This is a genomic window from Mesorhizobium sp. CA10 (genome assembly GCF_020165285.1).
Lineage (GTDB): Bacteria > Pseudomonadota > Alphaproteobacteria > Rhizobiales > Rhizobiaceae > Mesorhizobium.
In genome coordinates this window covers 62226-78809 of sequence record NZ_JAIUHV010000009.1, presented here as the reverse complement: position 1 = coordinate 78809, position 16584 = coordinate 62226, and the positions used below count along the sequence as shown (strand labels likewise).

General features: G+C 64.7%; 16 protein-coding genes. 8 read left to right on the top strand and 8 right to left on the bottom strand.

The genetic code is table 11. From position 1 onward, the window contains the following. Positions 1 to 6: 6 nt before the first annotated feature. Both cobT and LB535_RS19335 read left to right on the top strand, forming a co-directional pair. Positions 7 to 1905: a cobaltochelatase subunit CobT gene (gene cobT, locus LB535_RS19340; protein WP_224629993.1), complete on the top strand. Its 1899-nt coding sequence runs from the start codon at positions 7 to 9 to the stop codon at positions 1903 to 1905. Beyond that, on the top strand, positions 1902 to 2918 hold the full coding sequence (locus LB535_RS19335) for an esterase-like activity of phytase family protein (RefSeq protein ID WP_224633335.1): 1017 nt from the start codon (positions 1902 to 1904) through the stop codon (positions 2916 to 2918). Before cobT ends, LB535_RS19335 begins: the two co-directional genes overlap by 4 nt. Before the next feature lie 52 nt (positions 2919 to 2970). On the opposite strand, the gene LB535_RS19330 is transcribed toward LB535_RS19335, so the two are convergent. From LB535_RS19330 to rpmB, 5 genes are all read right to left on the bottom strand, one after another. Further along, positions 2971 to 3780, bottom strand: a complete 810-nt coding sequence (locus LB535_RS19330; protein ID WP_224602385.1) for a hypothetical protein — start codon at positions 3778 to 3780, stop codon at positions 2971 to 2973. A gap of 221 nt (positions 3781 to 4001) precedes the next feature. Continuing rightward, positions 4002 to 5777: a GtrA family protein gene (locus tag LB535_RS19325; protein ID WP_224633334.1), complete on the bottom strand. Its 1776-nt coding sequence runs from the start codon at positions 5775 to 5777 to the stop codon at positions 4002 to 4004. A gap of 190 nt (positions 5778 to 5967) precedes the next feature. Then, positions 5968 to 6642: a hypothetical protein gene (locus LB535_RS19320; RefSeq protein ID WP_224633333.1), complete on the bottom strand. Its 675-nt coding sequence runs from the start codon at positions 6640 to 6642 to the stop codon at positions 5968 to 5970. Positions 6643 to 6664: 22 nt separating this feature from the next. Continuing rightward, the gene (locus tag LB535_RS19315; protein ID WP_224527360.1) at positions 6665 to 7351 is read right to left on the bottom strand and encodes a queuosine precursor transporter; all 687 of its coding nucleotides are present in this window, start codon (positions 7349 to 7351) and stop codon (positions 6665 to 6667) included. Between the two features lie 114 nt (positions 7352 to 7465). Further along, entirely contained in the window at positions 7466 to 7762 is a 297-nt protein-coding gene (gene rpmB, locus LB535_RS19310) for a 50S ribosomal protein L28 (protein WP_095767449.1), read from the bottom strand. A 258-nt stretch (positions 7763 to 8020) separates the two neighbouring features. Here rpmB and LB535_RS19305 point away from each other — a divergent pair, with 258 nt between their 5' ends. From LB535_RS19305 to LB535_RS19295, 3 genes are read left to right on the top strand one after another with little or no spacing between them, the layout of a single operon-like run. Beyond that, a complete protein-coding gene (locus tag LB535_RS19305; RefSeq protein WP_224633332.1) occupies positions 8021 to 8812 on the top strand; it encodes a DUF3108 domain-containing protein in 792 nt (263 codons plus the stop codon). Positions 8813 to 8844: 32 nt separating this feature from the next. Next, positions 8845 to 9732, top strand: a complete 888-nt coding sequence (locus LB535_RS19300) for a DMT family transporter (protein ID WP_224633331.1) — start codon at positions 8845 to 8847, stop codon at positions 9730 to 9732. Beyond that, complete coding sequence (locus LB535_RS19295) at positions 9729 to 10400, top strand: lysoplasmalogenase family protein (RefSeq protein WP_224633330.1); 672 nt, start codon at positions 9729 to 9731, stop codon at positions 10398 to 10400. The genes LB535_RS19300 and LB535_RS19295 overlap by 4 nt, the downstream gene beginning before the upstream one ends. Before the next feature lie 76 nt (positions 10401 to 10476). On the opposite strand, the gene LB535_RS19290 is transcribed toward LB535_RS19295, so the two are convergent. After that, the gene (locus LB535_RS19290) at positions 10477 to 10923 is read right to left on the bottom strand and encodes a cupin domain-containing protein (RefSeq protein WP_140845872.1); all 447 of its coding nucleotides are present in this window, start codon (positions 10921 to 10923) and stop codon (positions 10477 to 10479) included. A gap of 53 nt (positions 10924 to 10976) precedes the next feature. Beyond that, entirely contained in the window at positions 10977 to 11744 is a 768-nt protein-coding gene (gene gloB / locus LB535_RS19285; protein WP_224527372.1) for a hydroxyacylglutathione hydrolase, read from the bottom strand. Positions 11745 to 11878: 134 nt separating this feature from the next. On the opposite strand from gloB, the gene LB535_RS19280 reads away from it, so the two are divergent. The 3 genes from LB535_RS19280 (at position 11879) to LB535_RS19270 (ending at position 15452) form a co-directional block, all read left to right on the top strand. Then, a complete protein-coding gene (locus LB535_RS19280) occupies positions 11879 to 12655 on the top strand; it encodes a class I SAM-dependent methyltransferase (protein WP_095767455.1) in 777 nt (258 codons plus the stop codon). A 114-nt stretch (positions 12656 to 12769) separates the two neighbouring features. Further along, positions 12770 to 14599 carry an ABC transporter ATP-binding protein/permease gene (locus LB535_RS19275; protein ID WP_224633329.1) on the top strand — a complete coding sequence of 610 codons (1830 nt, stop codon included), beginning with the start codon at positions 12770 to 12772 and terminating at the stop codon, positions 14597 to 14599. A gap of 61 nt (positions 14600 to 14660) precedes the next feature. After that, positions 14661 to 15452, top strand: a complete 792-nt coding sequence (locus tag LB535_RS19270) for a DUF1194 domain-containing protein (protein ID WP_411969590.1) — start codon at positions 14661 to 14663, stop codon at positions 15450 to 15452. Positions 15453 to 15466: 14 nt separating this feature from the next. Here the strand turns inward: LB535_RS19270 and LB535_RS19265 are convergent, their stop codons facing one another. Continuing rightward, a complete protein-coding gene (locus LB535_RS19265) occupies positions 15467 to 16396 on the bottom strand; it encodes a glycosyltransferase family 2 protein (RefSeq protein WP_224633327.1) in 930 nt (309 codons plus the stop codon). Between the last annotated feature and the right edge of the window lie 188 nt (positions 16397 to 16584).

Here is a 16584-nt window from a genome sequence, read left to right as displayed (position 1 = left end):
ATGATCATGGCGGGTCCAGGCGACAACACGCGCAACAAGCCGAAGAACGGGTCTGAAGCCGACAGCTTCAAGCGCGCGGTGACCGTGTGCATGCGCGCCGTCGCCGGCGACAAGGACCTCGAGGTCGGTTTTGCCAAGGACCGGCCGGCTTTGGCCGGCAACCGCGCGCGCCTGCCCGAACTGCCGAAAAAAGCGTCCCGCAACGACATTGCGATCACGCGCGGCCTGGGCGATTCCATGGCGCTGAAGCGCGCCTGTCACGATCAGCGCATCCACAACAGGCTGGCGCCGGAAGGCAAGCTGGCGCGTTCCATCTTCGACGCCGTCGAGCAGGCGCGCGTCGAGGCGATCGGCAGCCGCGCCATGCAGGGCGTGGCCGACAATATCGGCTCGATGCTCGAGGACAAATACGCCAAGGCGAACCTCGTCGACGTCAGGGACAAGGCGGACGCGCCGCTCGAGGAAGCGATTGCGCTGATGGTGCGCGAGAAGCTCACCGGACGTTCCGTGCCGAAGAGCGGCGAGCGGCTGGTCGATCTCTGGCGTCCCTGGATTGAGGAAAAGGCGAGCGGCGAGCTGGACGGCCTGTCGGCCAAGCTCGAGGACCAGCAGGCCTTTGCCCGCGTCGTGCGCGACATGCTGGTTTCCATGGAAATGGCCGAGCAACTCGGCGACGACCAGGAAACCGACGACTCGGAGGAAAACGAAGAGAACGAGCAGCAGGGCGAGGAACAGAGCGAGGAAGGCGGCGAGGAGGATTCAGGCTCCGAGCAGTCGCAGTCGGAAGATGCCGAAGCCTCCGCCGACGACGAAGAGTCGGCCGAGACCGAAGCGACCGACGCCACCTCCGACGACCTGTCCGATGAGGACGACGCCGACGCCGAGACGCCGGGCGAGGCCAAGCGAAACGACAATCCGTTCCTGAACCTGCCAAAAGAGATCGACTACAAGGTATTCACCACCGCCTTCGACGAGACGGTAGGCGCCGAGGAGCTGTGCGAGGAAGAGGAGCTCGACCGGCTGCGCGCCTTCCTCGACAAGCAGCTTGCCAACCTTTCCGGCGTTGTCGGGCGGCTCGCCAACCGGCTGCAGCGCCGGCTGATGGCGCAGCAGAACCGCTCCTGGGATTTCGACCTGGAAGAAGGCTATCTCGATCCGGCCCGCCTGGTGCGCGTGGTCATCGACCCGATGCAGCCGCTGTCCTTCAAGCAGGAGCGCGACACCAAGTTCCGCGACACGGTGGTGTCGCTGGTGCTCGACAATTCGGGCTCCATGCGCGGCCGGCCGATCACCGTCGCCGCGACCTGCGCCGACATCCTGGCGCGCACGCTGGAGCGTTGCGGCGTTTCGGTCGAAATCCTCGGCTTCACCACGCGGGCGTGGAAAGGCGGGCAGGCGCGCGAGAAATGGCTGAAGGACGGCAAGCCGCCTAATCCCGGCCGACTCAACGACCTGCGCCACATCATCTATAAATCCGCCGATCATCCGTGGCGGCGCGCGCGCCGCAATCTCGGGCTGATGATGCGTGAGGGCCTACTGAAGGAAAACATCGACGGCGAGGCGCTGCTGTGGGCGCACAACCGGCTGATCGGCCGGCCCGAGCAGCGCAAGATCCTGATGATGATCTCGGATGGCGCGCCGGTCGACGATTCCACGCTGTCGGTCAATCCGGGCAACTATCTGGAACGGCATCTGCGGGCGGTCATCGAGCTGATCGAGACGCGCTCGCCGGTCGAGCTGCTGGCGATCGGCATCGGCCACGACGTCACGCGCTATTATCGCCGCGCCGTCACCATCGTCGATGCCGAGGAACTCGCCGGCGCCATGACCGAGCAGCTCGCCTCGCTGTTCGGCGAGGAGAGCGCACGTGACACGCGGCGCGGCGGATTGCGACGCGCCGGATGATCCTTTCGGGGCGGCGTGCGCGGCGGACGCTTTTCGCCTGCGTGCTGGCCTGCGCCTCACCGGCCATGGCCGCTCCGGGAACTCCCGTCGAAACAGTCGGGATTTCGGCGCCACCGATCAGCCAGTTCCATATCGGCCGCGACGAGACGCGGTTCGGGCCGCTTGAATTCGTCGGCGGGCTGGAGATGACTTCGCAGGCACGCGATTTCGGCGCGCTGTCGGCCTTTCGCTTTCTGAAGCCGGGCAGCGACTTCATCGGCGTCGCCGACACCGGCTTCTGGTTCTTCGGCACGATCACGCATGACGCCGACCGACGTCCGTCGGGCGTTTCGAACTTCCGCCTGCAGCAGATGGTCGACGCTTCGGGCCGGCCGATCAACCGGAAATGGAAGGTCGACGCTGAGGGGCTCGCGGTCAGGGACGGTATCGCCACCGTCGGCTTTGAGCGCGACCAGCGCGTCGCCCAGTTCAAGATCGATCCCGACAATATGAAAGCGCCGATCCGGCAGCTCGATTACCAGATCCCCGCCCGGGAGCTGCGCCAGAACCGCGGCTTCGAGACCGTCACCCATGCCAATCCTTATGGGCAGCACGCGGGCGGCCTGGTCGTGGTCTCGGAGAGGAGCCTCGATGAAGCCGGCAACGTCTACGCCGCCATCATCGAGGGGCCGCATAAGGGTGTCTTCACCGTGAAGCGCGATGGCGATTTCGACATAACCGACGGTGCCTTCCTGCCGGATGGCGACCTGTTGCTGCTGGAGCGCAGTTTTTCGATCGCGCGCGGGGTGAAAATGCGGCTGCGGCGCATCTTTGGCGAAAGCGTCGAGAAGGGCGCGGTCGCCGACGGGCCGGTACTGATGGAGGCCGATATGGGCTACCAGATCGACAATATGGAAGGGCTGGATGTCTGGACCCGCGAGGATGGCGCGCTGATGGTGTCGCTGATATCCGACGACAACCATTCGATCCTGCAGCGCAACCTCTACCTGGAATTCATCCTGCACCAGGATTGACGACGGCTGGCCGGTATGGATTCAGCCGTGCCGACGGGGGCGCGCCGAAAGATTACCGGCCGACGTGGCGGACTTCGTTCATCACGAAATTGGCCGCGCGCTTGCTCCGGTTGCGGATCTTGAGCGTCGCGGTGTTGTCCACGAAATAGGTATGAAGGATGCTGTCGCGGGTGCGGACTTCCGGTCCGACGGTGTCGACCGCGTGCCAGGTGTCGGTGCCGACCGCAAAGGCGTAGCCGGTGTTCGGCGAAAACGACATCCGGTGCGAATTCTCGAAACGCCCGTCCGGCATGCGCTCGGCGAAGCGGGTGCCGATATGGTTGATCGAGTCGTCCTCTGGCAGGTAGAACTGGACCGTGATCCCTTTCCATTTCGTGTCGGTATGGAAGCCGATCTTGTAGCCCGCCACGTCGCGCGTCAGCATCGGCACCGGATACATGCCGACCTTCATGAAGTCCGAGCCGAACCGGCGCTCCAAGCCCGGGGCAAGGCGGCGCATGAATGCGTCCTTCAGCTGCGGCGCATGCAATGCCTTGCCAACCAGGGACCAAATCGCCCGCTTCTCCTGCGGCAGATGGCGGATGTATTCGGGGTAGAGGTCGATCTTGATCCGCGTTGCGGTGCCGTCAGCCTTGATATTCACATTGTTGCGTCCCTTGAGCGCACGATATTCGCGCGCCTCCGGCATGGCGGCGCGCATGCGCCGATAAAGGTCCGCCGGGAAAACATCGGTCATTTCCAGATGCCAGAAAGGCTTTTCCACAAACGCGGCGCGGTTCACGGCGTCCACCATGTGAGAGACAACATGCTGCAGCGTTTGTGTGGCTGATGCTGGCGCCGCCGCGCCCTCTATGGCCGACATGGATGTCTTCTCCCCAAGCTAAAACCCCGAATCCAAATTTCTTGAATACATATATCGCCGCCTAAACGAGATGCTAACCAAAGCACAGGCTGGATTGCAACGATCCACGGAACTGATTTCGATAGCGGTTTTCTAAATCACGCAGTGAAATTGCATCAGCGCAGAGCAGCCGTGTTGCGAAGGGCGCTGTCGACGATGCTGATATGGCCGCGGGCCGATATTCAACGAACCTTGTAGATCTCGATCGGCTTTCCCGCGGTAGACTGGTCCAGTTCGAGCCACTCAGGCAGGTCGCCCCGCAGCAACGCCGCGACAAGGCCCTTCGGCGCGTCCAGAGCCAGCGATATCTCTTCCGTGTTGCCGCGGCAGATCGCGACCAGCCCGACATGCTCGCGTTCGATGACGGCGCGGGCGGCGTCCGGCGTCCCCATGAACGCGTCGAGCATGGCGAGATTGCCGCCGACATTGCGGTGGTAAGGGCCGGCCAGCGCCCGATGGCCGGTGAAGGTCAATATTCCCGAGCCGAGATTGGACGAGGCAAGCACCGTCGTCGCGGGCATCGCGGCAAGATCGTGGAAGTCGCCCGGCTTGCCGCAGGTCACGGCATGGTCGGGGTCGGAATTAACCCGCTGTGGCGCCTGCCGAACCACGGACTGCGCCGCTACCGCGACCCCGGCCCAGGTCGCGTTGAGCGAGACCAGCCACGCCATGACGATGCCGGTGGAAAGGCGCCATGAGGGCGCGGCGTCCGCCCGCAGGCGGATTCTCGCGATCCAGGCCGAGAGCGGCAGCACGGCGAAGGCGACGGAGAAAGTCGAGCCGCGCACCTGCCATAGGCTGACGCCGAAGGCGACGACGAGCAGGATGGCGGCGAGCGTTTCCTCGCGGCGCAGGCGACGGGTTCGCAGCTGAAAGCCGACCAGCAGGATCGCGATGAAGGGCGTCACATAGCGCGCAGCCATCAGCTTCGGCTGGTGGATGGCGACGCTCCAGAAGGGCTGCGCTTCGACCACGTCGGCCAGCCAATAGGTGCGGATACGTTCGTCCATGCCCGCATAGGGCGATGCCAGGCATTGCGGGAAGAACACGATCACAATGACCGCGACCGCCGCCATCAGCGCCAGCACCGAAACCAGCCGCGCCCGGCGGCTGGACGCGGCAAAGGTACTGGCGATCACGAGGCCGAAGCCGGACAATGCGGCCACGGCGAACTGGAAGGAGGAGAAGGCGTCGCATTGGGCCACGCCCCAGTCGGCGGGCCGGATGGTCGCCACGAAGACCAGGGAGGCGATGCCGGCAAATCCGATGCCGAAGCCTCGCGCCGTGCCGCGCTCCTTGTCGTCGAGGATGAACAGGACAGCGGCGCAGATGCCGAGCACCGCCACATAGGGAGCCGTCTCCATGCCGACCGCGAGTGTCAGGCCGGCGCAAATGCCCGACAGAAGGGCCGCGGGCCGCCAAGAGGGCGCTTCCATCAGAAGCCAGAGGCCGGCCGCCGTCAGAAGCAGCTGGACATTGTGGTGATCGATCACGCCCGGGCTGTAGATCACCAGGTAGAAAAGCGCCGCCGTCGACAGAATGACTGCCGGCATCGCGACATTCGCAGCGGCGAAGCGCTGCGAGGCGCGCATGAGCACGAATATGGTCAGCCCGTAGAGGAGGGTCGGCCAGATGATCTGCGCGGCGCGCTCGGCGGTGGCGGGGCCGGCACCCAGCGCTTCGAAGGCCATGATGATCAGCGCGAGCGGCATGTCCACCAAGCGCGACCAGTGCATGACGAAGCCGCCCGAGGTTCCCATCCTGTATTGGTGGAGATCGAACCAGCTTTGCCCGCCGAGCAGGTCGCGAACCTCCACCAGCCGCAGCATGCTGTCATTGTCGGCGCCGTAGTTGGCAAGGGTGGGGAAGCCGGAAACGGCGTTGATCGTCAGCACCACCAGTGTGGCGCACAGCGCAAGCAGAAGGTCGTTTTTCCAACCGGTGCCTTGCACGGTCATGCTGGTCGCAATGCCCTAGAGCAATTCCAGGAGAAGTGTGCCACGGTTTTCCGTCAGGAATTGCGTCAAAACAAAGAGATAGAGTGGTCCGCCGTTTCCGTGAAACGTCGGACCACTCTGGAGAATTTTCGCGATCCTGCACGATCGGGCGTAACAAAGCGTAAAGCCGCCGCGGCTGTGGCTGAAAGCGTCAGCCCTGATTGGTTGCGATCCAGATGACGTGGCGGGCGCCGCGCTTGCCGTTGGCCCGCGTGCTGATCTCCTCGACCGCGAAGCCGGCCTGTTTCAGCCGCCGGGTGAAGCCGCTGTCCGGCCCCTGCGACCAGACCGCCAGCACGCCGCCGGGCCTCAACGCGGTGCGCGCGGCCGCAAGGCCGGCGGCGCCATAGAGCGTGTCATTGCCCTTGTGGACGATGCCTTCGGGACCATTGTCGACATCGAGCAGGATCGCGTCCCAGACGGCTTTCTCCGCCCCTATCACCTGGCCGACATCGGCCTCGCGAATGGTGACGCGGGGATCGTCGAGACAGCCGCCGAAGATTTCCGCCATGGGACCGCGTGCCCAGTCGACGACCGCGGGGACGAGTTCGGCCACGGTGACGGCAGCGTTCCGATCGAGCGCGGCGAGGGCGGCGCGCAAGGTGAAGCCCATGCCGAGCCCGCCGATGAGGATGCTTGGCCGCTCGCGTCCGGCGATACGCTGACAGGAAAGCCTGGCCAGCGCTTCCTCGGAACCGCTGAGGCGGCTGTTCATCAGCTCGTTGGTGCCGAGCATGATCGAGAATTCAGCGCCGCGCCGCTTCAGGCGCAGCTCCTGGCCGCCATCGGGCGTGCGGGCGGAGTCAAGCTGAACCCAGGGGATCACGGCCCGATTCCACTTGCTGGGATCATGCTCCGACCGCGACCGCCGGCTGGCTCCAGCGCGCGGCGAGCAGCCGGTAGGGGATCAGCGCCACCACGGCGATGATCAGCTTGACCGAAAGGTCGCCGAGCGCCCAGGAGACCCAGCGCATCGTCTCGACCGGCAGCACACCCATCAGCGGCGCGGTCTCCAGCGCGAAGCTGTCGTTGGGACCGGCAAAGGCGAAGGCGGCGGAGAAGGCGACGCCGAAGAAGACGACGGTATCGAAGATGGAGCCGACCAGCGTGCCGACGATCGGCGCGCGCCACCAGCTCTGCCGGCGCAGCCGGTTGAAGACGGTGACGTCGAGCAACTGCGCGGCGAGAAAGGCAGCTCCCGAGGCGGCTGCGATGCGCACCAGCCGGTCGGCGGCGGTTTCGAACTCGATCAGTCCATGACGGAACAGGAAGGGCGGAATCAGGATCGAACAGGTCACCGCGGTCATGAAGCCGACGAACACCACCTTGCGCGCCACGGCCGGGCCATAGCGGCGGTTGGCGAGGTCGGTGACCAGGAAGGAGAAAGGATAGGTGAAGGCGCCCCAGGTCAGCAGGTCCGCCAACGACAGGCCACCGACTTGGCCCTGCATCGGGAACTGCACGAGGATGTTCGACGCCACGACGACAAACGCCATGGCGGCCACGAAGGGCAAATATCGCGTCAGGAAATACATTTTTTTATCCTGGGTAATGGAACCAGCCGAGCGTCATGCCGACGCTCGCTCCTGTTTCGAGCACCGGTCTGGCCGGGGCTCGAGGCGGTCGTCCCCCGCCTGAAAGCTGCTGCTTTAAGCGGCCGACTGCTCGGCCAGCTTCTTGGCGATCTGCTTCTTGAGCAGACGGGCGCGCTGCGACAATTCCTTGACGTCGGCCTTGGCCAGGAAAGCGTCGAGGCCGCCGCGGTGCTCGACCGAACGCAGCGCGTTGGCCGAAATGCGCAGGCGAACATTCTGGTTCAGCGCTTCGGAAATCAGCGTCACATTGACCAGGTTCGGCAGGAAGCGACGCTTGGTCTTGTTGTTGGCGTGGCTCACATTGTTGCCGGTCTGGACTGCCTTGGCAGTGAGTTCGCAGGTGCGGGACATCTTGTCTAACCTTCAGTTTCTAAACCTGCCAAACCATACTGCCCGCGCCGGGCGGCGCGCGGTCTCGGTCAGGCGGCCTTTGGAAAAGTTGGCGTTCCATAGTGGCATTTCACCACTGCGTCAAGCTCCGGCACGCGCCCCGTTGTCAGACACGCTCCATATAAAGGCCGGATTTCACAGTATAAGCCCATCGCGAAGGGATATGCCAGGCCGGAGCCGCTGCGTTCCGGCCGAACCGCCAGGGATCAGCCAGCCGCCATGCTCCGTCCTTCTTATGCACTTGCCAGCCTGCTTGCTGTTGCCGTGCCGGCACCGAGCTTCGCCGCCGCGCCGCCGCAGTCGTTCAAGGGCGAGTATACGGTGTCGTTTCTCGGCCTTTCGATCGCCAGGGCGACTTTCTCTAGCCGCTACCAAGGCGACAACTATGCCATTGACGGCACCGTCTCGGCCGCCGGCCTCGGCAAGTTGTTCGACGACACGAAAGGCACGATTTCCTCGAAAGGCACCATTTCCGGCAAACAGATGCAGCCGCACGCATTCCGGGCCGACTATACGTCGGGCAAGAAGGCCTCGATGGTCGATATCCGCTTCAACAACGGCGCCGTCACCTCCACGCAAGTCGTTCCCGCGCCAAAGAAGCGCGATCCGAAGAGCTGGGTGCCGCTGGGCGATAGCGACCTGAAATCGGTGCTCGATCCGATGGCCGCGACCGTCATCCATGCCGACAGCCTGGACAAGGTCTGCGGACGCACGGTCAAGTTCTATGATGGCGAGATGCGCGCCGACCTGACCTTGACCTATGCCTCCAAGGGATCGATCTCGGTGCCGGGCTACAAGGGCGACACGGTGACCTGCAAAATGGGCTTCGAGCCGGTGGCGGGCTATCGCAAGGGCCGCAAGGCACTGAATTTCCTGAAGAACAAGAGCCGCATGCTGGTGACGTTTGCACCGCTCGGCCAATCCGGCATATATGCGCCGATCCGCGCCACGGTCGGGACCCAGATTGGTCCGCTGACCATCAGCGCGAGACGGTTCGAGGCGGTAAATTAGGACAGGCGCCACCGCGCGCCGGCGGGGGAAATATGGGGCGCGCAACACTGATCGGGTTTTCGGCGGTCGCCATGTGGGCGCTGCTGGCGCTGCTCACCAACGCTTCCGGACAGGTGCCACCCTTCCTGTTGTCGGCCATCACCTTCGCCATCGGCACCTGCGTCGGGCTCGTGGCGCGGCTGGTGATGCCGGCTTCCGACCGGGGCCGGAAGATCCCTCGCCAAGTCTGGGTGATCGGCATTGCCGGGCTATTCGGTTATCATTTCTTCTACTTCACGGCGCTGCGCAATGCGCCGGCGGTCGAGGCGAGCCTGATCGCCTATTTGTGGCCGCTGCTGATCGTGCTCGGCTCGGCGCTGATGCCGGGCGAGCGGCTTGCCTGGAACCATGTCGTCGGGGCGCTGCTCGGCCTTGCCGGCACCTTCCTGATCGTCACCAAGGGCGGCGGGCTGGCCTTCGACGCGCGCTACGCCTTCGGCTATGCGATGGCGGCCGTCTGCGCGCTCTTGTGGTCGTCCTATTCGCTCTTGTCGCGGCGTTTTCCGTCGGTGCCGACCTCGATCGTCACCTGGTTCTGCGCGGCGACGTCGGCGCTGTCGCTGGCCTGCCATCTGCTGCTTGAGAAGGCGGTGCTGCCGGACAGCCTCGGACAATGGCTGGCCGTCATCGGGCTCGGCCTGATGCCGGTGGGCGCGGCCTTCTATGCCTGGGATATCGGCGTCAAGCGCGGCAACATCCAGGTGCTGGGCGCCGCGAGCTACGCCGCGCCGCTTCTGTCGACGCTGGTGCTGATCGCCGCTGGCGTCGCCGAGCCGTCGCTGCGCATCCTCGCTGCCTGCGTGCTCATCACCGGTGGTGCTGCGCTCGCGGCGAAGTCGCTGCTGATGCGCAAGCCGGCGGCGAAAGAGGTCAACGCATGATGCCGTTTCCAGGCGGCGTCGAGGCCAACGCCAACGCGACGCTTTTGTTCTCGTTCGTCGCGGCCGTGATCTACGCCTTTGCGCTCGACATGCCGCCGAAGTGGACGCGCACGGCGGCAAAGACGCTTGCCGTGGCTTTGCTGGCCGTGCTTGCCGCCATGCAGGGCGGTCCGCTGCTGCTCGTCGCGGCGCTGGCACTCAGCGCCGTCGGCGACGCCTTTCTGTCACGCGACGGCGAAAAGGCCTTTCTCAGCGGGTTGGCGAGCTTTCTCGCCGGTCATATCGCCTATGTAGCGCTGTTTTCGCAGGCAGGCGGCGGGCTCGGCCTGTTGAGCGCCGAACCCTGGCGCGGCGCGATCGCCTTGGCCATGGCCGCATTCAGCACCGTCATGCTTGCCGCACTCTGGCGCCGCGTCGGCCCGCAACTGCGCGCGCCGGTCGCCGTCTATGTCGCGGCGATCCTCGCCATGGGCATTTCGGCGCTCACCACGGACCATCCCTGGGTGATTGCCGGCGCGGTGCTGTTCATCGCCTCGGACGGGCTGCTGGCGGCCGAGCGCTTCCTGCTCGCGGCGATCTCGCCGCATCGCGTCTGGATGCGCTATGCGGTCTGGGTGCTTTACTATGCCGCCCAGTTGGCGATCACGCTGGGACTTCTACTCGCCTAGTGCGTTTCACCGTTTAACGGAAACGACGAAACGCCCTATCTCTTTGTTTTTTACACAATTCCGGACGGAAAACCGCTCACACTTTTCCTGGAATTGCTCTAGCCGGCTGCCAGCCCGGCTCGGCCAGTTCGAAAGCGGCGAAATCGAAGCCCGGCGCCACGGTGCAGCCGACCAGCGTCCACTCGCCCAGGCTGCGCGCCGACTGCCACCAGCCGGCCGGCACGACGATCTGCGGCCGCTCGCCGGCGGTAAGGGCCGTGCCAAGCACCTGCTCGATGACGGCGCCTGCGCCTTCCTCATGCATCGACAGCGCCAGCGGCGCTCCGGCATAAAAATGCCAGACCTCGGCCGCGTCCTTCACCCGGTGCCAGGCCGAAAGCTGGCCGTGCTCGAGCAGGAAATAGATCGCGGTCGAATGACCGCGCGGGCCGCCCGCGGCGTCGCGAAAGGTCTCGGCGTACCAGCCGCCCTCGGGATGCGGCTTGAGGCCTAGCGTTGCGATAATCTCGGCGGCGCTGGTCATTGGCGGCCTTTGCTGCGACGAACGTCGAGCCTTTTGGTCGACATGCGGTGGAACTAAAAATTGTCTTTGCGCTTGCGGATCTCGGCAAACACCTCGGCATCCGAGGCTTTCTCCATGCCGAGACGCTTACGGATCGCCGGGTCGTGCCAGCGCAGGAACGGGTTGGTCGACAACTCCTCGCCGATGGTCGTCGGCAATGTCGGCTTGTTGTCGGCGCGCAGCGCTTCGATCCTCGCCGCGCGCTGCTTCAGCGCCGAGTTGGTCGGGTCGACCGTCACCGCGAAACGGGCATTGGCCAAGGTGTATTCGTGGCCGCAATAGATGGCGGTTTGCGCCGGCAGCGCCGCCAGCTTCTTCAGCGATTCGTACATGACCGGCGGCTTGCATTCGAACAGGCGGCCGCAACCCAGCGCAAACAGCGTATCAGCGGTGAAGGCCACTTTCGAGGCCGGCAGATAGTAGGAGACGTGGCCGGCGGTATGGCCGGGCGTCTCGATGACCTCGATGCGTTCCTCGCCAAGGAGCACGACCGAGCCTTGGCTGACCGTCTCGTCGATGCCGGGGATCTTCGCCTTCTCCGCTTCCGGGCCGACGATGCGCAATTTGAAGCGTTCCTTCAGCGCCAGGTTGGCTTCGACATGATCAGCATGATGGTGCGTGGTGAGGATCAATGTCGGCGTCCAGCCGGTGCGCTTGACCGCCGCCAGGATCGGCGCTTCTTCCGGCGCGTCGATGATCGCCGTCTGTCCGCTTTTGGGATCGTGGACCAGCACGCCGAAATTGTCGGTGCGGCACATGAACTGCTCGATTTCGACCGGCATCGCATGTCTCCCTTTGTCGTCGCAGACATAGGGCGGCCGGCCGCCGATGTCATCCGGGTTTGTTGAACTCGGCACCTTTGTTGAACTCTCCGCCTTTGTTGAACTTGGGCCCCTTCGCAGCTACCGTCGCGCGCATGCATTCGGATATCGTCGACCTGCGTTCCTTCTATTCGACCACGCTCGGGCGCCTGGCCGAGCATTCGATCACCATGGCGCTGTCGTCCGTATGGGCGACCGTTCCCAATGAGCGGCTGGTCGGCCTCGGCTATGCGCTGCCATGGCTGGAACGCTTCGGCACCGATGCCGAGCGCGTCTTCGCCTTCATGCCGGCAACGCAAGGCGCGGTGGTATGGCCGGTGTCGGGGCCGACGGCGACGGCGCTGGTCTTCGACGAGGAGCTGCCGCTGGTCGATTCCTGCATCGACCGCGTGCTTTTGGTGCATTCGCTCGAACATGCCGAAAACCCGCGCGAGACGCTGAACGAGATCTGGCGGGTGCTGTCGCCGGCCGGGCGTGTGGTCATCGTTGTGCCCAACCGGCGCGGCGTCTGGGCGCGGTTCGAGCACACGCCCTTCGGCAATGGCCGACCGTTCTCGCGCGGCCAGTTGACCGAGCTGCTGCGGGAGGCGAATTTCACCCCGGCGACATGGAGCGATGCGCTGTTCTTCCCGCCGTCGCCGCGGCGTTTCATGATGCGCTTCCACAATGTGCTGGAGAAGGCCGGCCGGCGGTTCTGGCCGATCTTTTCCGGCGTCATCGTCGTCGAGGCGCAGAAGCGGCTCTACCAGGGCGTGCCGGTCGCGCAGCGTGCCTCTCGCCGCGTCTTCGTGCCGGTCTTCTCGCCGCAGGGGGCAACGCGGCTTGGCCGGCGTGCGGCTGATGCCGCGCCTGGCCAAGTGACGCGTTCGTGATCGCCGCGCCTTGCATCGCGCGGCAATCGTCACCCTATCTGAGGCATGCCCGAGCTAAGGCATGCTCGCTCGGCGCAGCGTTCATGACCGCAGCGGAAACCAGGAATATTCTTCATGGACGACCAGACCAATAAAAAGCCGGGGCCGCAGAAACCCGTTGTCTCGGTGGAGGCGAGCAGCCTCGCCGACCAGGTGGCGACGATCAAGCTGGGGCTGAAATCCTCGCCGGTGCGCAGGCAACTTGCCTGGGTCTCCATCGGTATCGTCGCGGTCATCGTCGCAACCTCGGTCGGACAGGTCCTGCTCAATCGCTGGAACCAGCCTTTCTACGATGCGCTGGCCCGACGCGACATGACAGCCTTCCTGCACCAGCTTCTGGTCTTTGCGATGATCGCCGGCGGGCTGCTGGTTCTCAATATCGGCCAGACCTGGCTCAACCAGATGATCCGTCTGAGGCTGCGCGAGGCGCTGACGCTCGACCTGATCGATCAATGGATGCGCCCGGCGCGGGCCTTCCGGCTTGCCAATGCCGGCGCCATCGGCGTCAATCCCGACCAGCGCATGCAGCAGGATGCCGCTCATTTGTCGGATCTGTCGACGGATCTGGGCGTTGGCCTGCTGCAGTCGTTCATTCTGCTTGTCTCCTTCATCGGCGTGCTGTGGGAGCTGTCTTCCGGCTTCGTGTTCCATGTCGGCGGCCATTCGCTGGAGATACCGGGCTACATGGTCTGGGCCGCGTTCCTCTATGCCGGCATCGCCTCGTGGCTGAGCTGGCTGGTCGGGCGTCCGCTGATCGGCCTCAACAGCGAGCGCTACACCCGCGAGGCGGAGCTGCGCTCCTCCATGGTGCGGGTCAACGAGAATGTCGATGCGATCGCGCTCTATCATGGCGAACCAGACGCCAGGCGCCGGCTCGAGCTCGATCTCGGCACGGTGCTGGGCGCCATGCGGCGCATCTTCACCGCCCAGATCAACCTGGCCTGGGTGACCGACACCTATGGCTGGATAACGGTGGTGGCGCCTATCCTGGTGGCTTCGCCGGTCTATTTCTCGGGCGACATCTCATTCGGCGGGTTGATGATGGCGGTCGGCGCCTTCAACCAGGTTCATTCTTCCCTGCGCTGGTTCATCAACAACATCGGCAGCATAGCCGACTGGCGCGCGACGCTGATGCGCGTGGCCGATTTCCGCATCGCGCTCACCGAAACCGACGCGCTGCATGATACGGAAAAACACATCCAGTTCGGCGAAAACGCCAATGGCAGCCTGACCTTCGACACGCTTCAGGTGGCTTCGCCGGAAGGCTGCACCAAGCTTGCCCAGACGGATGTCGAAATCCACGCCGGCGAGCGCGTCATGATCACCGGTGAGCCGGGCGCAGGCAAGACATTGTTCTTCCGCGCCCTTGCCGGCCTGTGGCCGTGGGGGAGCGGGCGGATCGGCCTGCCGGCCGGCGAGACCCCTATCTTCGTGCCGCGCGTGCCCTATTTCCCGGCCGGCACGCTGCGCGAGGTGCTCGATCATCCGAACGGCAAGGCCCCGGCCAGCGATGCCGAGATCGCGGCGGTGCTTGGCGAGGTCGGCCTCGATCCACTGGCAACCACTCTTGATCATCCCAGGCGATGGGAACGCGAGCTCGGCGATGACGAACAACGGGCGCTGGCTTTCGCCAGGCTCGCCTTGCGCAAGCCGAAATGGGTGATCATCGACGAAGCCCTGGATGCGTTCGACGGGCCGACGTTGCGGCGGGTGCTGGCCATGCTGCAGAAGCGCCTGCCCGAAACCGCAATCATCAATATCGGGCGGGGCCAGCACAACACCCAGTTCTTCCCGCGCGCGCTGAATATTGTGAAGGATACCGGCGCACCGGCTTTGAAGCCGGCCCGTGTCCGCGCCGGCGCGATCGAGCCGCCACCCATCGCTGCCCGCCAGGGGAAGAAATAGCTTATTTTCGCCGTGATCGCCGGGAAAATCCGCCGGGTCGTTCGAGGCTGCCATGCTTGCGATGCTCGGCCTGCTTGTGTGCCTTGCCTGCGCCGAGGCGGCGCCATTGCCGATGCCGGGCAAAGGCGCGCCGGTGGACGTGGAACTTGTGCTTGCCGTCGACATCTCGCAGTCGATGGACCAGCGTGAACTCGCCCTGCAGCGCGCCGGCTATGTCGAAGCGCTACGCCATCCCGACTTCATCAACGCCGTACGCGCGGGTCCAAATGGCCGCATAGCGCTCGCCTATTTCGAATGGGCGGGCGTCGTGCGCGAGGACGGGGCCATTGCCTGGCAGATCATCGACGGCGAGGACAGCGCCAACGCCTTCGCCGACAAGATCGCCACGCGGCCGTTCCGCAGCTTCCGCGGCACCTCGATCTCGGGCGCCCTCGGCTTCGGCGCCGGGCTCCTGGAGAGAACCGGCTTTTCGGCGCCACGCCGCGTCATCGACATATCGGGAGACGGGCCCAACAATACCGGGCTGCCCGTCACCGCAGCCCGTGACGCCGCCGTTGCTAGGGGTGTCGTCATCAACGGCCTACCTATACTGATCAGTCCGTCGCCGAGTGTCGGCCGTCTCGACCGCTACTACGCCGACTGCGTGACCGGAGGAGCCGGTTCGTTCGTGCTGCCGATCTACGCGGCGTCCGAATTCTCCACCGCCGTCCGCCGCAAGCTGGTCCAGGAAGTCAGCGGCCTGACAGACGCCAGATCCTTCCACGTCGAGGATGCGATGCCGGTCGATTGCCTGCTGGGCGAGCGCCTGCGGCAGCGGTTTTCCGATCCTTATTTCCCGGAACTCGACAGATAGCCGTCGTGGGGTTCTCAGACCGCCCGGGCGCCGTATTTGGCGCGGAACTCATCATAGCAGTCGCGCCGCCAGCGGCGGCCGACGACATAGCCGCGCAAGAGTTCGGCGGGCGAGTAGCCGAGCGACTTGGACGCCCGGTTGGCATGATAGCCCGAAAACGCCTGCGGCAACCTGCCCTTGAGGATATCGGCGATGATCTGGCGCGCTATCATGTAAGGCGGAACGTCGGGATAGCGGTCGGCGATATAAGGATGCTTGTCGATCAGACTGGCATAGGCCTCGACATAGCCATCGCGGCGGCCTGAGATCGAATTCTCCGAATTGTACTTCTTCCAGTCGATGTCCTCGGACAGCAAGGCGCCGCCGCGTTGGGCAAAGCGCAGCAGCAATTCGCGATCCTGCATGCGCGTGATGTCGCTGTCATAGCCGCCGATCGCCAGCAGCGACTCGCGCCTTGCGGTGATCGCCGAGCCGGCAATGAAGATGGTCTGCGAGACCAGGGCGCGCTGCAGCGTGCTCTTGTCGAGGAAGGCGTCGCGATTGATGCATTTGGTGCTGCGGCCGCCCTTCAGCGATACGAACGAGCTGATGAGGACTTCGAGCGAGGGGTTCCCGTCGAAGCGCGCCAGCGTCCGTTCCAGCCGGTCCGGCAGATAGACATCGTCCGAATCGAGAAACGTCACGACCGGCGCCCGCGCGCGCTCGATGCCCGCATTGCGCGCGGCATTTGCGCCGCGCCATTTGGCGCCGACATAAATCAGCCTCGGGTCGCGGATTTCGGCGAGCGCAGCGGCCGTCCCGTCGGTCGAACCATCGTCGACCACAATGTGCTCGAAGCGGGTAAGTGTCTGCGCCAGAACGCTTTCCACCGCGCGCACGACCTGGCTGCGGCGGTTGTGGGTCGGCGTGATCACTGAGATCAGCGGAACGTCCTGGCTCGACATCGGGCTGCCACCACCGGTCGGATCTAGCGTTTGTCGGATGGGTCCGATGGCTATCTTCGTGTCCCACCTCTGATTTGCGGCCGACGCTACAAAAAACCCCCCTTTGTGTCACGCCAGGCCGGCCGAGAAATGCCGAAATTAGCGGTTTTTCCGCAACATTGCGGTCTGATGGCAACACAACTGGCCTT

Bases quoted from the DNA above. Each gene is read 5' to 3' on its own strand.
- LB535_RS19315 (WP_224527360.1), bottom strand. From the start codon at position 7,351: ATGTATTTCCTGACGCGATATTTGCCCTTCGTGGCCGCCATGGCGTTT.
- LB535_RS19325 (WP_224633334.1), bottom strand. From the start codon at position 5,777: ATGACCGTGCAAGGCACCGGTTGGAAAAACGACCTTCTGCTTGCGCTG.
- LB535_RS19330 (WP_224602385.1), bottom strand. From the start codon at position 3,780: ATGTCGGCCATAGAGGGCGCGGCGGCGCCAGCATCAGCCACACAAACG.
- LB535_RS19275 (WP_224633329.1), top strand. From the start codon at position 12,770: ATGGACGACCAGACCAATAAAAAGCCGGGGCCGCAGAAACCCGTTGTC.
- LB535_RS19295 (WP_224633330.1), top strand. From the start codon at position 9,729: ATGATGCCGTTTCCAGGCGGCGTCGAGGCCAACGCCAACGCGACGCTT.
- LB535_RS19290 (WP_140845872.1), bottom strand. From the start codon at position 10,923: ATGACCAGCGCCGCCGAGATTATCGCAACGCTAGGCCTCAAGCCGCAT.
- LB535_RS19265 (WP_224633327.1), bottom strand. From the start codon at position 16,396: ATGTCGAGCCAGGACGTTCCGCTGATCTCAGTGATCACGCCGACCCAC.
- LB535_RS19305 (WP_224633332.1), top strand. From the start codon at position 8,021: ATGCTCCGTCCTTCTTATGCACTTGCCAGCCTGCTTGCTGTTGCCGTG.
- LB535_RS19270 (WP_411969590.1), top strand. From the start codon at position 14,661: ATGCTCGGCCTGCTTGTGTGCCTTGCCTGCGCCGAGGCGGCGCCATTG.
- cobT (WP_224629993.1), top strand. From the start codon at position 7: ATGGCGGGTCCAGGCGACAACACGCGCAACAAGCCGAAGAACGGGTCT.
- LB535_RS19335 (WP_224633335.1), top strand. From the start codon at position 1,902: ATGATCCTTTCGGGGCGGCGTGCGCGGCGGACGCTTTTCGCCTGCGTG.
- LB535_RS19300 (WP_224633331.1), top strand. From the start codon at position 8,845: ATGGGGCGCGCAACACTGATCGGGTTTTCGGCGGTCGCCATGTGGGCG.
- LB535_RS19280 (WP_095767455.1), top strand. From the start codon at position 11,879: ATGCATTCGGATATCGTCGACCTGCGTTCCTTCTATTCGACCACGCTC.
- rpmB (WP_095767449.1), bottom strand. From the start codon at position 7,762: ATGTCCCGCACCTGCGAACTCACTGCCAAGGCAGTCCAGACCGGCAAC.
- gloB (WP_224527372.1), bottom strand. From the start codon at position 11,744: ATGCCGGTCGAAATCGAGCAGTTCATGTGCCGCACCGACAATTTCGGC.